We start from the raw sequence: 15,175 nt of genomic DNA, 5'->3' as shown, positions 1-15,175 counted from the left end.
TGGGAGACGGGCGGCTCACGACCCGGGTAACGACGGCGACGGCACGCCGCACCGGGGCGGCCACGTGGAGGCTGGGACGATGCACGACGGCGGGCCGCGACCCGGCGACCCCGGGACGGACTCCACGGGTCCACGCGTGGACACAGTGGCGACCCGCTGTGCCGTACGCCGCAAGCAGCTGGGGCTGACCCGTGAACAAGTGGCGCACCGCGCGGGGATGTCGGTCCCCTATCTGAGCCAGCTGGAGACGTTCGGCGGCGACTTCGACCCCGCCGCCCTCATGCGCCTCGCCGCCGCCCTGGAGATTCCGTACGACGAACTCACCGGAGGCCCTCGTGAAGCGGCGCCCGGCCAGCAGCCCGCCGCTGACAGCCCCCTGCTGGCGCGGCTCTCCGAGGACGACTGCTGGCGCAGGCTCGGCACCCACGGCATCGGCAGGATCGGCCTGACCGCCGGGCCCGCTCCCGTCGTCCTGCCCGTGAACTTCCTGGTCGACGGCCGCACCGTCGTCTACCGGACCGACGCGGGAGGTGCGGCGGCCGCGGCCGCCGGGGACCAGCTCGCGTTCGAGGCCGACCACATCGACGCACACGTCAGCCGCGGCTGGAGCGTCCTCATCACCGGAACGGCCGAACATGTCACCGACCCCGGCGCCGTGGAAGCCCTTGCCACCCGGCCCGGAGCGGAACCCTGGGCCGGCGGAAAGCGCGACCTGTGGATTCGTATCCGCCCCGGCCAGGTGACCGGCCGCACGATTCACACCCGGTGAAGTCTCACCGAGGTCACCTCGCCCGGCAGCACGGTGAGCGAGCGATCGGGCAGGACGATCCTGACCGCCGATTCCTCCGAGTCCGGCACACCGACCGTCAGCTCGTCGCCGCGTACCCGCACTCCGATGCCCCAGTGCCCCCGGTAGCGAAGGGTGAAGCCGAACTCGGAGAGTTCCGGCAGCTCCACCGGGTCCAGCCAGAGGGCGTCCTCCCGGGTCTCCAGACCCGTCAGGCCGCGCTGGACCAGGTCGAGGGTGCCGGCCATGGCACCGAGGTGGATGCCTTCCGGCGTGGTGCCGCCCTGGAGGTCCGCGATGTCGCCCTCGAGGGCTTCACGGCAGTACCGCCAGGCGTCGGCGCGGCGGGCGCGGGCCAGGACCCAGCCGTGGACGACCTCGCTGAGGGTGGAGCCGTGGCTGGTGCGCTGCAGGTAGTAGTCGACCGTGCGCTGCCACAGCTCATCGGTGAGCCGGTACCCGAGGCGCCGGAACAGCGAGGCGAGTTCGGCCGGTGAGAAGAGGTAGCCGAGCATCAGCACGTCCGCCTGCTTCGACACCTGGTACCGGTTGACCGCATCGCCCTCGGCTTCCAGGATGCGGTCCAGTCTCCGAATGTCGTCGCCGTAGCGTTCCCGATAGCCGTTCCAGTCCAGCTCCGCCAGCTCCCCGTAGCCGTCGAACTGGCTGATGACCCCTTGGTGGAACGGCACCGTGAGACGCCGGGAGATCTCCTCCCACAGCGGGAGTTCGCCGATGTCGAGTCCGCCGCGCTCGACGAGTTCCTGCCGGCGCCGGACCGGCAGGCCCCGGGCCAGTTCGAGGGCCCGGGCGAGGACCCAGGCGGCCGTGACGTTGGTGTACGCGTTGTCGTCGATCCCGGGCCGGGCGGCACCCGGGTAGGCGTCGTGGTACTCGTCGGGGCCGACGACTCCGCGGATGCGGTAACGGCCGCTCGCGGGATCGGACTCCGCGCTGCTCGCCCAGAAGCGGGCGATCTGCAGCACCATGTCCGCGCCCTTGGTGTGCAGGTAGCGGGTGTCGCCGGTGGCCTCGCAGTACTGCCACACGTTGTACGCGATCGCGGAGCCGACGTGCCGCTGGAGCCGGGTGTGGTCCGGCACCCAACGGCCCGAGCGCGGGTTCAGGTGGAGCCTCTGGCTCTCCTCCCGGCCGTCGCTGCCGCTCTGCCACGGATACATCGCGCCGGACCGGCCCTCCTGCCGCGCCGCCCACAGGGCCTGCGGAAGCCGCCGGTGACGGTAGTTCAGCAGGGCACGCGACACTTCGGGGAAGTGCAGATCAAGGTACGGCAGCACGAACAGCTCGTCCCAGAAGACGTGCCCCCGGTACGCCTCCCCGTGCAGCCCCCGCGCCGGCACTCCCACGTCGAGGCCCGCGGTGTGCGGGGAGAGCGTCTGCAGGACGTGGAAGAGGTGCAGGCGCAGCACATGGCCCGCCTCGCCCGGCACCTCCAGCTCCGCCCGCCTCCACAGCTGCTTCCAGGCGACGGCATGCGAGCGCAGAAGCCCGGCGAAGTCCGGTGCGCGGGACGCCCGTTCGACAGCCGCTTCGAGAGGGTTGCCGATGGCTCGATCGCGGGACGTGTGCAGTGCCACGGTCTTCACCAGCGTGGCGGGCCGCCCCTCGGACAGGGCGAGTTCGAACCGGTGGACCGCCAGATGCCCCGCCGCGCTCAGCGAGGCCGACACCGGCGGCGGCCCGATGACCTCGGCCCGCTGGGCCATGCCGATGCCGATCTCCGACGTCCTGGTACGGCAGCGGAGCCAGACGGTGTCCGGCTCCGCCACCCCGGCGTGTACCCCGGTGAGGTGACGGCGGTCCAGAGCGCCGTAGCGGTGGACGTTGGCGTTGAGGACGTTCCCGTCCAGCCCGGCCTCCACCTCGATCCGCCCGTCCCATCCTTCGGCCACGAAGGCCGTCCGCAGGGCTCCGATGTGCGGGTCGCCCATGTGGACCAGCCGGCACTGCTCCACCCGCAACGCCCGGCCGTCGGACAGCGGACAGCGGAAGGCCCGGGTCAGCGTGCCCTCTCGCAGATCGAGTACCTGCCGGTAGTCCGTGACCTCGCAGGTGTCCGGCGTCAGCCACGGCCCGGGCGAGCCGTCGGAGGACAGCAGCCGGAAGCGGAGGAGCAGCCAGTTCGGAAGGTTGACCAGGTCCTCGTTCTGGGCCTCACGGCCCGCCACCGACGACACGAGGCGGTCGTAGCAGCCGGCCACGTACGTGCCCGGGCAGTGCACCGGCCCGCCCCGGCACTCGGGGGCTGCTCCCCGTGTGGCGAAGTAGCCGTTCCCGAGCGTGTGGAGCGCCTCGCGCAAGCGCTCGGTGGCGGGGTCGTAGCCCTCGTACTCCCAGGTCCACTCCCCCATGACCGGATTCGGACCCGCCTCAGTCGTGGGGCACCACGGCGACCGGGCACCGGGCGTGGTGTACGCACGCCTGCGCGACATTCCCCAGGCGTGGCGTCACGGGCGGGTGGTGCCTGCGTCTGCCGATCACCAGCAGGTCGGCGCCCTCGGCTGCCGCGAGGGCGGCGCGGGCCGGGCTTCCCAGCCGGACGGTGCTGGTCACCGTGACGCCCGGGCTGCGCTCGCGCCACGGCTTCACGGCCCGGGAGAGTCTCTCCTCGGCCTCCTTGCCGATCTCGCCCGCCACGTCGGGGTCGACGCCCCAGGGCGCGTAGGCATGCACCGGCAACGGACAGCCGTGTACGACACGCAAGGGCACACCGCGGGCCGCAGCCGTGTCGAAGGCGAACTCCAGCACGCTGTCGCACGGTCCGTGCAGACTGACGCCTGCGACCACGCCCCCCTCGCCGGTACCGGCGGGCGGTCGCGCCCCGCCTGCTGCGGTCCGTACGAGTACCACCGGCCGCTCGGCTCTGCCTGCCACCTGGAGGCTGATGTCGCCCAGGAAGAAGCTCTCCACGCGCTCCAGGCCTCGTGAACCCAGCACGACCATCGTGGCGTCCTGGGCCGCCCGCAGCAGCGCAGTCTCGGGATCTTCGGCCACGAGGTCCTCGGTGACGGAGAGATCGGGGTGCCGCTCGTGCACCGCTGCCGCAGCCGCCCGCACGATGCGCTTCGCCCAGTAGTTCTGGTCCTTGTCGGCCGGGACTCCGGCGGCAGGCTCGTCGGCCAGCAGGATCCACGCGTGCAGGAGACGCAGGCCCAGCCCGCGAAGGTCCGCCTCGTCCGCCGCCCACAGAGCGGCCGCAAGACTCTCCGGGGAACCGTCGAGCCCGACGGTGACGGGTGCCGACTCCATGGCGTTCACCTCCGAGCGGTCGTCGTGCCGCCTGTGCGGGCCCGTTGTGCGACGTGCCTCTTCCAGCCTGAGTGCAGCCGGGCGGAACGGCCACCGGAGCGGGCCGGGGCCGGGAGTCAGTCCTCGAAGGCGAGGACGTCCGGCACCGGGCGACGCGGCGTAGCGGGGCCCTGCGGTCCGTAGCCGAGACGCAGGATCATCTGTACCCTGCCGGTGCCGGTGAGGGGGTCGCGCAGGGGCCAGCGCAGGTCGGGCCACTCCAGTGCCTGGGTGGAGAACGAGGTGGCCAGCCCTTTCAGGGTGGCGAGGAGCAGGACGCGCTGCATGGCCTGGCCCGCGCGCAGCCAGTGCAGCGGCTCGTCGCCGTCCGTGCTGAGGACGGCGAGGTGCGGAGTTTCCTCGAAGGGCGTCGTTCCGCGATCGGCCACCGGCTGCCCGCCCGAGAAGTCGCGCATCGGTGCCCTGCCGCCGTGCTTGCGCGGGCCGAAGGCGTACTCCGGGACCCCGTCCGTCGCCGTGTCCGCTTCGCCGGCGCCGATCCGCGTCCATCGGGCGAGATCCTGCTCGCTGCCCCGGTCGGTGAGGTTGCGTGCTTCGGCTTCCTCGGCCAGTTCCTCCACCCAGCGCGACTGCCAGGACTCGGGGAAGGAGAGCGCGGCTCCCTCCCGCTGCGCGGCGTCGGCCAGATCGGTGCGTACGTCTTCCGGAATCGCCCTTTCGGCGAACGGGTACCGGCTTGTGTGCCGCTGCCGGATCGCGGGCTGGAGGAGCCCGAGCCCGGCGTCCTCGGCGTCATCGGACGGTGCCGTGCGGACAAGGGCCAGCAAGGCGGTGTCCTGAGGGGCGGGCAACAGCACGGTGTGCGCGTGGAAACCGGCCTTCGCGAGGGCGACGCGAAGGTTGAACAGGGCGGCTCCGCATCCGAGGTGCAGGGCCCGGCCGTCGGGGTCGGAGTGCGGCATGACCCGCTCCGGGTCCGCGTACAGGCGGAACGTGCCGCTTCCCCGCGCGTACCGGAAACGCCAGGGCTGTGCGTTGTGCATGGAGGGGGCGGTCACCGCCTCACCGACCAGCTCCGACACCCGTGCATCGTCCAGGGTGGGTGATGCTGTCACCGGGATCTCCCTTCCGGCAGGGTCCGGCGGCGACACCGGCTCCCTCCCATCGTCTCTCTTCCCGACCGGATACGTGATGGGCCGGGTTTCCCCCGGGGCGTGGGCCGGGTTTCCCCTTCTACGGGAAGACCGCCTCGATCGCGCCCCGGCTCGGCACGACCACTGCCGCTCACCCGCTCACCCCCTCGTCCGGGGGAGGGCCCTCCTCCCGGAGTACGTCCATCACCACGGATCCGTCGACCGTCTCATGCGTGACGAGCAGCGAGGCCAGCCGGTCCAGGGCGGCCCGGTGGTCGCGCAGCAGGGTCAGTGCCCGGTCCTCGGAGCGCCGGATCATCCGGGCCACCTCCTCGTCGACGATCCGCTGTGTCTGCTCGGAGTAGGGCCGTCGCAGAAGGTCCTCCGGCGGGGCCTCGCCGAGGAACTGCGGCGATTCCGAGGCGTAGCCGACCGGCCCGAGGGCCGGGGAGAGACCGAATTCCCTGACCATGCGGGTGGCGATCTGGGTGGCGCCCGCCAGATCGTTCGCCGCGCCCGTGGAGCCCTCGCCGAAGACGACCAGTTCCGCGGCCCGTCCGCCGAGCCGGACGGCCAGGAGGTCGGTGAGGTAGCTCTCGCTGTAGAGGTGCCGCTCGGCCTCGGGGAGCTGCTCGGTGACGCCGAGTGTCACGCCGGCGGGCAGGATGGTCACCTTGGCGACCGGGTCGGCGTGTTCGCACAGGGCGGCGACGAGGGCGTGCCCGGACTCGTGGACCGCGACCGAGTGCCGCTCCTCGGGGAGCAGGGCGTTGGACGTCTCGCGGCGCCCCAGCAGCACCCGGTCCCGCGCGGTGTCGAGGTCGTGGGCCGTGATGACGGCGCGGTCCGCGCGCACGGCGTTGATGGCCGCCTCGTTGACGAGGTTGGCCAGGTCCGCCCCGGAGAACCCCGGTGTGGCACGGGCGACGGTGTCCAGGTCGACGTCCTGGGAGAGCGTCTTGCCCCGGGCGTGGACCGTGAGGATCGCCGCCCGTTCGCTCTGGTTGGGCAGGGGGACGGTCACCTGCCGGTCGAAGCGGCCGGGCCGCAGCAGGGCGGGGTCGAGGGCGTCGGGGCGGTTGGTCGCGGCCAGGACGACGATGCCGCTGCTCTGGTCGAAGCCGTCCATCTCGGCGAGCAGCTGGTTGAGGGTCTGTTCCCGCTCGTCGTTGCCCCCGAGCCGGGTGCCCCCGCCGCGGCGCCCGCCCACGGCATCGATCTCGTCGATGAAGACGATCGACGGCCCGCGCTTGCGGGCCTCGTCGAAGAGGTCGCGCACGCGTGAGGCGCCGACGCCGACGAACATCTCGACGAAGGCCGAGCCGGTCACCGAGAGGAACGGCACGTCCGCCTCTCCCGCCACGGCACGTGCGAACAGCGTCTTGCCGGTGCCCGGCGGCCCGACCATGATGACGCCGCGCGGCCCCTTGGCCCCGGCGGCCGAGTAGCGGCCGGGATTGCGCAGGAAGTCCACGACCTCGCCGATCTCCTGCTTCACGCCGTCGTACCCGGCGACGTCGTCGAAACCCGTGGTCGGCCGCTCGGCCTCGATGATCTTCGCCCGCGAGCGGCCGATGGCACTGATCCCTCCGGTGAGGGAACCCGCGGTCCTGCGGATGCTCCACAGGAGGAAGCCCATCAGGAGGAGGAAGGGCAGCACCCCCACCAGCACGGACGTCCACACGCTGCCGCCGCTCCGCGTGGCCGAGATCGTCACGTGCTGCGTCTGGAGCCGCTGTTCGAGGCCGCCGGTGCCCAGGGCCGTGGGAAGTTGCGTGGTGAACTTCTTTCCGTCCTTGAGCGTGCCCTCGACGGTTCCCTTGTCCCCGATGTCCACCGTCCGCACCTGACCGGCGTCCACCTTGCCGACGAAGTCGCTGTACGAGAGCTGGGGGGTGGCCGGCCCGGACAGCCCTCGGGCCAGCAGGAGCACCACGAAGAAGTTCAGCAGGATCATGGGCAGCAGCCAGCGCCGCCACGGAGAGGCGGGAGGCGTCGGAGGCTCGGGCCGCTGCTTCGGCGGCTCCCCCGGCGGCCGGGGCCGTGCCGGCGGCGCCCGGTGCCGGTGCGGCATCCGTACTCGAGTGATCACCGTCGGCTCCTCCCCCGCGAGGGGTTTCCTTCCACGGTAGTCAAACTCGCCGCGATGCCTCGGCGACCGGGGCCGGATGGTCCCGGCCGGGGACCTTCGGGCCGCCTGCCGGTGCGGCCCGGCGCCGCAGGATGGGCGAGTCACCCCGTTTCCGTGGTGCCCGACCTGCCGGCTCCCCAGGGACCGGCGCTTCTCAGGAGTCAGACATGCTTTCTGCCGAGTCGGCCTCGGTGATCCGTGCCACCCTGCCCGTCGTGGGTCGAACGCCGCGAGGAGACCGCGGACGTCGCGTCGTTCCTCCTGCGCCCCTCCGACGGCAGCCCCCTGCCCCCGGCACGTCCGGGCCAGTACGTGAGTGTGCGCGTGCGCATGCCCGACGGGGTGCATCAGCTGCGCCAGTACAGCCTTTCCTCCGCCCCGGGGGACGGTCTGCGGCGCATCACCGTCAAGCGGGTGCACGACGGCAGCGCGCCGGACGGAGGAGGTCTCCACCCTGCTGCACCGCACCGTCCGGCCGGGCGACGTCCTCTCCCTGTCCGCGTCCTTCGGTGACGTCGTCCTGGACGAGGGTGAGCGGCCCCTGGTACTGGTCTCGGCCGGCATCGGCTGCACACCCATGACCGGCATGCTCGCGCACCTGGCGGAGCCGGGCGCGCCGGACGGGATGCCGGACGCGGACGTCCACCTGTGCGGCCCCGTGCCATGCCCTTCATGCGTTCCGTGTGCGAGCAGCTGCTGCGCCGCGGAGTGCCTGCCCGGAGCATCCGCTACGAGGTCTTCGGCCCCGACCTGTGGCTGGCCGACGCCACGGACTGAGGTCGCCGGTGCACAGCCCGTACCGGGCGCAGCGCCCGCCGGGTCCCGTCAGGGGCTTCGGCGGGCGCTGTGCTGTGCTGTGCTGTGCGCTCCCCCTATTCCGGGGCGGCGGCCCCGTCCCGTTGGAGGGGAGCCGTCCACTGCAGCCGGGTGCCGCCCCCGGGCGGGGTGGCCAGGTCCAGGGTGCCGCCGAGTTCCTCGGCGCGCTTGGCCAGGTTGCGCAGGCCACTGCGGCGGCCCTCGGCGGGGATGCCCACGCCGTCGTCGGTGACGGTGAGCACGACGTGCGTACCGGTAGCCTTCAGCGTCACCTGGACGCGGGAGGCCTGGGCGTGCCGGGCGGCGTTGCTCAGTGCCTCGCCGAGCACGGCCACCACGTGGCCGGCCGTCTCCGGGGGCACGTCCGTGTCCAGCAGGCCCTCCATGGTCAGTTGCGGGGCGAAGCCCAGCAGCGGCTGGGCTTCGCCCACGGCGCGCACCGCGCGGGCGCGCAGGCCCTGCCCGGCGTCCTGCCCGCGGTCCCGGAGCCCGAAGATGGACGTGCGGATGATCTTGATGGTCTCGTCGAGGTCGCCCACCGCGCGTGTCACGCGTTCCTCCGCGCCCGGGTGCTCGATGAAGCGGGCGGCGCTCTGCAGGGTCATGCCGGTGGCGAACAGCCGCTGGATGGCGAGGTCGTGGAGGTCGCGGGCGATGCGGTCGCGGTCCTCCAGCAGCGCGAGCTGCTCGGCGTCGCGCCGCCGCTCGGCCAGCTCCAGAGCCAGTGCCGCCTGGTCGGCGAAGCCCAGCAGCGCGCCGATCTCGTCGGGGCCGAACTCCGGCTTCCCGCGGCGGCGCGCCAGCAGCAGCACGCCCTCGGCCTTGCCCTTGGGGGTTCCCAGCGGCACGGCGACGGCGGGTCCCAGGCCGTCGAACCAGCGCGGCCCCGCGGCAAAGCGCGGATCGGCGGTCAGGTCGGGCGTGGTCACCGGCGAGCCCTCCGCGAAGGCGGCACCGGACAGGGTTCCCTCGGCAGGCACGGTCAGGCCCCGCCGCGCGGCCGCGTCGCCGCCCAGCGCGAGTTCCACGGTGAGCCGGCGGGTGTCGGCCACGAGCCCGCAGACGTCCGCGAGTGCGGCCCCGGTGATCTCCTGGGCCCGCCGTGCGATCAGCTCCAGCACGTCGCCGCGGGAGCTGCCGGACAGCAGGCTGCGCGTGATCTCCGCGTTCGCCCGCAGCCACGCCTGCTGCCGGCGCGCCTCCTCGAACAGCCGCGCGTTGTCGATGGCCACGCCCGCGGCGACCGCCAGCGTGGAGAGAACCGCCTCGTCCTCGGCGTCGAAGTCCTCGCCGCCGCGCTTGTCGGTCAGGTACAGGTTCCCGAACACCTCGTCCCGCACCCGCAACGGCACCCCGAGGAACGTCCGCATCGGCGGGTGGTTCGCCGGGAAACCGTACGAGGCGTGGTGCATCGACAGGTCCGGCAGGGGCAGAGGCTCCGGGTGCCGGATCAGCTCCCCCAGAATGCCCCTGCCTGTCGGATAGGGGCCGATCGCGGCGATCTCCTCCTCCGACATCCCCACCGTCAGGAACTGCGCCAGCGTCTGCCCGTCCGGCCCGATCACGCCCAGGGCCGCGTACCGCGCGTCGACGAGCGCGGCGGCCGCCTCGACGATGCGCTGCAGTACCTGCGTCAGGTCCAGTTCCCGGCCCACGGAGAGAACGGCCTCCAGCAGGCGGTGCACCCGGTCGCGGGTGCCCCGGGCCGCGTCGATGCGTGCCTGGAGTTCCTCCAGGAGTTCGTCCAGCCGCAAGCGCGGCATCCGCGGCGACGAATCCGCTGCGTCCACGTACCTTCTCCTTCCGGCGCCCGGCGGGTCACGGGCTGCCGGACCCGTCCCTCACCGTAGCGGCCGGGATTTCCGCACGGTGACCGGGCCGCAGGACATGTGCACCAGGGCGGTCGTGGGACGGGCTCGTCCGGGTGCGGCCCTCGAAGCGAGCGAGCGCTGCCCGGCCCGGGGGCTTACGGGCCCGGGACCATCGGCCCCGTCGAGGCCGGGAGCGATGGGGCCCATGGGGCAGGTGATGGGGACCCACGGCCCCTGCCGACCGCCGGGCCGCTCCTCCGATCATGAACCGCTGTTTGTTTTCACTGCTTTTGTTTTCCCTGCTTTTGATGGAGTTGGTGGCCCGTGGACGGCACCGGTATGGCCTCGGACGAGAGAACCGCGAGGCGGCAGCCTCTCCCCGCCGATGCGGGCGGAGCCCGTGGCCCGAGAAGCACGGTCGTGGACTGGCTGACCACCACCGACCACAAGAAGATCGGGACGCTCTATCTGGTGTCGGCCTTCGCGTTCTTCGTGATCGGCGGTCTGATGGCCCTGCTGATGCGTGCCGAACTCGCCCGGCCCGGCCTGCAGATCCTATCGAACGAGCAGTTCAACCAGGCATTCACGATGCACGGCTCGGTGATGCTGCTGTTGTTCGCGATGCCGCTGTTCACGGGATTCGCCAACTGGCTCATGCCGCTGCAGATCGGCGCACCCGATGTCGCCTTCCCGCGGCTGAACATGCTCGCCTTCTGGCTCTTCCTGTTCGGCTCCCTGATAGCCGCGGCCGGATTCCTCACCCCGCAGGGTGCGGCGGACTTCGGCTGGTTCGCGTACGCGCCGCTGTCGGACGCCACCCACTCCCCCGGCGTCGGCGCCGACATGTGGATCATGGGGGTGGCGCTGTCGGGGTTCGGCAGCATCCTGGGAGCGGTCAATTTCATCACCACGATCATCGGCATGCGTGCTCCGGGCATGACGATGTTCCGCATGCCGATCTTCACGTGGAACGTGCTGCTGACGGCCGTGCTCATCCTGCTGGTCTTCCCCGTGCTGGCGGCGGCGCTGTTCGCGCTGGAGATGGACCGCAAGTTCGGGTCGCACGTCTTCGACGCGGCCAACGGCGGTGCGCTGCTGTGGCAGCACCTGTTCTGGTTCTTCGGCCACCCCGAGGTCTACGTCCTGGCGCTGCCGTTCTTCGGCATCATCTCGGAGGTCATCCCGGTCTTCTCCCGCAAGCCGATGTTCGGTTACATCAGCCTCATTGCGGCGACGATCTCGATCGCGGGTCTGTCGGTGACGGTGTGGGCGCACCACATGTACGTCACGGGCGGTGTGCTGCTGCCGTTCTTCTCCTTCATGACGTTCCTCATCGCCGTCCCGACCGGTGTGAAGTTCTTCAACTGGATCGGCACCATGTGGAGAGGCTCGCTGTCCTTCGAAACACCCATGCTCTGGGCCACCGGTTTTCTCGTCACGTTCGTCTTCGGCGGCCTCACGGGAGTGATCCTCGCGGCGCCCCCGCTGGACTTCCACGTCTCGGACTCGTACTTCGTCGTCGCGCACTTCCACTACACGCTCTTCGGCACCGTGGTCTACGCGATGTTCGCCGGATTCCACTTCTGGTGGCCGAAGTTCACCGGCAGGATGCTCGACGAACGGCTGGGGAAGATCACGTTCTGGACGCTGACCATCGGCTTCCACACCACCTTCCTCGTCCAGCACTGGCTCGGTGCCGAGGGCATGCCCCGCCGCTACGCCGACTATCTCGCCTCGGACGGCTTCACCGCGCTCAACACCATCTCGACCCTGGGCTCCTTCCTGCTGGGCCTGTCCCTCCTGCCGTTCTTCTACAACATCTGGAAGACCGCCAAGTACGGCAAGAAGGTCGAGGTCGACGACCCGTGGGGCTACGGCCGCTCGCTGGAATGGGCGACCTCCTGCCCGCCGCCGCGCCACAACTTCAGCAGTCTCCCGCGCATCCGCTCCGAATCCCCTGCCCTGGACCTGCACCGTCCGGACATCGCCGCGGCCGAGGTCGCGGCAGCGGACGCCCCGGCCGCCGTGCTCTGAACCGCACTCGAGAGGAGGAGGATTCGCATGTCCGGTGTGCTCCCGGCCCTGGGAACGGCGTTGTTGGTCGCCGCGGGATCCGCCTGGTACGTACCCGCCCTCACCGACCTGCGGGCCGGTGCCGACCGGCCGCTCTCCCATCGGACGGCGGCTGCCGCATGCGTGACGTGGTGGGCCACGGCGGCCGGCGCGGCCGTCCTGCTCCTCGCGGGGCTGCCATGGCCGGTTGCCGCCGCGGCCGGCTGCACCGGGACGGCTGCCGCGGTGTGGCTGCGCGTCCGCGCCGCGAAGCAGCACGGACGGGAACGGCGGCAGACCGCACGGGACTGGGCGGCGCTCACCCACGGGGCGCCGCCGGATGCGCGGGAGGTGCCCGGGCGAAGGCTGCGCGCAGTCGCTCTGGCCTGGGCCCTGTCCGCCCTGGTCCTCGTGGGCACCACCGCCGCGGTCGCGGTGATGGCTTCGGCCGGCAACGCGTGAGGCAGCGGGGTCCCTCGTCCCTCGGCACGGTCGGGGTCCGCGACGGCTCTGGCGCGCGAAGCCCGTGCGCGCCACGATCTCCGTCATGACGACCTCGCAACCGCTGAGCGCCGTGTCGAAGACGGCGCTCGCCGTGGCCCGGGTCCGCGCCCACGAAAGCGCAGCCGGGAACGCCCTGTTCAAGGACCCTTATGCCGCAGCCTTCCTGACCGCCTCGGAGGAGCCGATACGGCCGGCGCGAAACCCGGGCCCGCTGGCCACCGCCCTGAGGCACCAGACGGTCATCCGGACCCGCTTCTACGACGACCGGCTCCTCGAGTCCGGCTGCGAGCAGGTGGTCCTGCTGGCGGCCGGGCTGGACACCCGCGCCTACCGGCTCCCCTGGCCGGCCGGGACTCACCTCTACGAACTCGACCTGCCGCCGGTCCTCGAGTTCAAGCACCGGGTGCTTGCGGCAGAGTGCGCCGCGCCACGCTGCGACCGCACCGCCGTGCCCGCGGATCTGCTGAGCCCCGACTGGGCAGACCGCCTGGCCGGCGCCGGCTTCGACGCCACGCGGCCGACCGCCTGGCTCGTCGAGGGCCTGCTGGTCTACCTCACCGCGGAGGAGGCGGCCACTGTGCTGTCCACCGTCGGCGAACTGTCCGCCCCGGCCAGCCTGCTGGCCCTGGAGCGGGGACGCAGCGGACGAACCGCTCTCGACGACCCGTCCGTCGCCCACATCACCTCCCTGTGGAAGGGCGGCCTGGGCACCGGCACCGCCGACTGGCTCGCCGACCACGGCTGGCAGACCGAGAACCACCCCCTCGACGCGGTCGCGGCCCACTACGGGCGGCCCACCGCCAACCCGTCCGGCACCGGCTTCGTCACGGCCCTGCGTACCACGCCCCAGTAGCGCTTCGCCGGTTCTGGTTCCGGTGAGGGAGCGGCCGGAGAGCCGCCCTTTCCCGGCCGGAGTACGGCACTGTAGGCATGGGCTGTCCGTTCGCCGCTCCGGAAGGGGACCGTATGCGCGCGCACGTTCCGGGCCACAAGCCCGGCACCGCGAGGAAACCCGCTGTCGTGAAGGGCGCGAAGCCCACCGGGGCCGCCCCGGAGCCGTCACCGGTCCGAACCCGCGCCCTGTCGGCGGCGTCCCTGCTGGACCTGCAGCGCAGGGCGGGAAACGCCGCCGCGACCCGGATGCTGCTGCAGGGCGGCGCCCGGGGCGCCGCCGTCCACGACGTCCTGCGCGCCCCGGGCCGGCCGCTGCCCACGCCGCTCAGGGAGGAGATGGAGGCCCGGCTGGGCGCCGACTTCTCCGACGTACGGCTGCACACGGGCGCGGCGGCACGGCGGTCGGCGGCCGGACTCGGCGCCCGTGCCTACACCGCCGGCCACCACGTCGTCCTCGGCGACGGCGGCTCCGGCCGGCACACCCTCGCCCATGAGCTGATCCATGTGCTGCAGCAGCGGTCCGGGCCCGTGGCCGGCACGGACCGGGGCGACGGCACGAGGGTCAGCGACCCCGGGGACCGCTTCGAGCGTGCGGCGGAGTCCGGCGCGCTCCGTGCGCTGTCCGGGCACGTCCGGCCCGCGCAGGCTTCCGTGCCGGTGGCCGTGCCGTCCCCGGCCGGGGGTGTGCAGGAGGCCGTGACGATCCAGCGGATGAAGTTCCACCGCGGGCTGTCCGACGCCGATGCCGACGCCCTGGTGGCGCGGAGGGGCAGCACGAGGGCCGGGCAGGCCCCGCCGGAGCAGCGGCCGGTGTACACCGGGCGTCTGGAACCCACGGGGAGCGGCGAGTTCGGCAAGGGGGTCTACTTCTGGGAGGAGGATCGTGAGGCCGCGCTGTTGACGGCCCTCAAGTACCAGGCTCCGTTCCGGCAATGGGCGGTCGTCGAGTACGACGTCCCCGACGATCTCGTCCGCCGGACGGCGACGGAGGCTCACGCCGCCGGAAAGGAGTGGGTGAGCTTCCCGGACGACGCGGAGACCCGGGCCACGGAGTACGTCGCGATGCGGACCGACGAGCCACGGCCGTACGAGACGTTCAGCGAGAAGGACCTCGCGGACCGGCGCCATCGGCATCCCTCCGTCCAGCACCCGGTGGCGGGAGACGTGTGGAAGAAGAAGGACGGCACCCCGTTCAAGCCGTCCGTGCCCATGAACGTCAAGAACTTCTACGACGTCAACAAGGACCCGGACGCATACGGGCTGACGGGGATGCCGTCACGCGACATCGAGTGGACGAAGTACCCCTTCGTCGCAGGCATGTCCGCCGCCGACTACTCCTCCGGCGCGCCCCGGCAGGCACGTTTCCTGGGCTCGGGGATCGACATGCTCAACGGCGGGGAAGGCATCAGGATCACCAAGGTTCTCCACGGGAAACAGGTCGGGAAACAGGTCGGGAACCACGCGGACGAGACCTGGGTCGGGGGCCTCGCCATGACGGATCGCGCATCCGTGGAGAAGGAGGCCAGGCGCAGGAAGCTCATCCTCTGAGCCGCCGCATCGGACACCTTCGGGTCCGGACGGATTTCCGGGTGACGATTTCCCGCCATCAGCGCTTTCTCCACCGGGCAGAAAAACGGTTCTTGAGGGGAAACCGGCCATTCCGCGTTGTCGGCTCCGCAGTGCACAGGCGCCCTTGACATTCCGCGCGACCGAAGCAGCCACCAGACGGCCTGCACGGAATGATGTGTGCCGCATGACGTTGTTTGCAGCTGAGACG

General features: G+C 71.9%; 10 protein-coding genes and 1 pseudogene. 6 read left to right on the top strand and 5 right to left on the bottom strand.

All coding sequences use genetic code 11. The features are described 5' to 3' along the window. Positions 1–136: 136 nt before the first annotated feature. Positions 137–769, top strand: a complete 633-nt coding sequence (locus tag AC1Z4A_RS31945; RefSeq protein WP_483683374.1) for a pyridoxamine 5'-phosphate oxidase family protein — start codon at positions 137–139, stop codon at positions 767–769. Here AC1Z4A_RS31945 and AC1Z4A_RS31940 read toward each other — a convergent pair. The 4 genes from AC1Z4A_RS31940 to ftsH form a co-directional block, all read right to left on the bottom strand. Beyond that, the gene (locus AC1Z4A_RS31940; protein ID WP_483683373.1) at positions 757–3,159 is read right to left on the bottom strand and encodes a glycoside hydrolase family 65 protein; all 2,403 of its coding nucleotides are present in this window, start codon (positions 3,157–3,159) and stop codon (positions 757–759) included. The genes AC1Z4A_RS31945 and AC1Z4A_RS31940 overlap by 13 nt on opposite strands. Positions 3,160–3,178: 19 nt before the next feature. Beyond that, positions 3,179–4,057, bottom strand: a complete 879-nt coding sequence (locus tag AC1Z4A_RS31935; RefSeq protein WP_483683372.1) for a universal stress protein — start codon at positions 4,055–4,057, stop codon at positions 3,179–3,181. Between the two features lie 116 nt (positions 4,058–4,173). Further along, positions 4,174–5,172, bottom strand: coding sequence for an Acg family FMN-binding oxidoreductase (locus AC1Z4A_RS31930; RefSeq protein ID WP_483683371.1), 999 nt, complete (start codon positions 5,170–5,172; stop codon positions 4,174–4,176). 169 nt (positions 5,173–5,341) lie between these two features. Next, on the bottom strand, positions 5,342–7,282 hold the full coding sequence (gene ftsH, locus AC1Z4A_RS31925) for an ATP-dependent zinc metalloprotease FtsH (protein WP_483683370.1): 1,941 nt from the start codon (positions 7,280–7,282) through the stop codon (positions 5,342–5,344). 258 nt (positions 7,283–7,540) lie between these two features. On the opposite strand from ftsH, the pseudogene AC1Z4A_RS31920 reads away from it, so the two are divergent. Further along, positions 7,541–8,098 (top strand): annotated as a pseudogene (locus AC1Z4A_RS31920) (FAD-binding oxidoreductase); the annotation flags it as partial. A gap of 95 nt (positions 8,099–8,193) precedes the next feature. Here AC1Z4A_RS31920 and AC1Z4A_RS31915 read toward each other — a convergent pair. Beyond that, a complete protein-coding gene (locus tag AC1Z4A_RS31915) occupies positions 8,194–9,900 on the bottom strand; it encodes a GAF domain-containing sensor histidine kinase (protein ID WP_483683789.1) in 1,707 nt (568 codons plus the stop codon). A 387-nt stretch (positions 9,901–10,287) separates the two neighbouring features. Here AC1Z4A_RS31915 and ctaD point away from each other — a divergent pair, with 387 nt between their 5' ends. The 4 genes from ctaD to AC1Z4A_RS31895 all read left to right on the top strand — a co-directional run bounded on the left by ctaD (position 10,288) and on the right by AC1Z4A_RS31895 (position 14,946). After that, a complete protein-coding gene (gene ctaD, locus AC1Z4A_RS31910; RefSeq protein WP_483683788.1) occupies positions 10,288–11,982 on the top strand; it encodes an aa3-type cytochrome oxidase subunit I in 1,695 nt (564 codons plus the stop codon). 27 nt (positions 11,983–12,009) lie between these two features. Continuing rightward, positions 12,010–12,462: a hypothetical protein gene (locus AC1Z4A_RS31905; RefSeq protein ID WP_483683369.1), complete on the top strand. Its 453-nt coding sequence runs from the start codon at positions 12,010–12,012 to the stop codon at positions 12,460–12,462. Between the two features lie 85 nt (positions 12,463–12,547). Further along, complete coding sequence (locus AC1Z4A_RS31900) at positions 12,548–13,357, top strand: SAM-dependent methyltransferase (RefSeq protein ID WP_483683368.1); 810 nt, start codon at positions 12,548–12,550, stop codon at positions 13,355–13,357. Positions 13,358–13,470: 113 nt separating this feature from the next. Next, the gene (locus tag AC1Z4A_RS31895; protein ID WP_483683367.1) at positions 13,471–14,946 is read left to right on the top strand and encodes an eCIS core domain-containing protein; all 1,476 of its coding nucleotides are present in this window, start codon (positions 13,471–13,473) and stop codon (positions 14,944–14,946) included. Positions 14,947–15,175 lie beyond the last annotated feature (229 nt).

Source organism: Streptomyces sp. 17_S59 (assembly GCF_056930295.1).
This window is presented reverse-complemented; position numbering and strand designations above follow the sequence as displayed.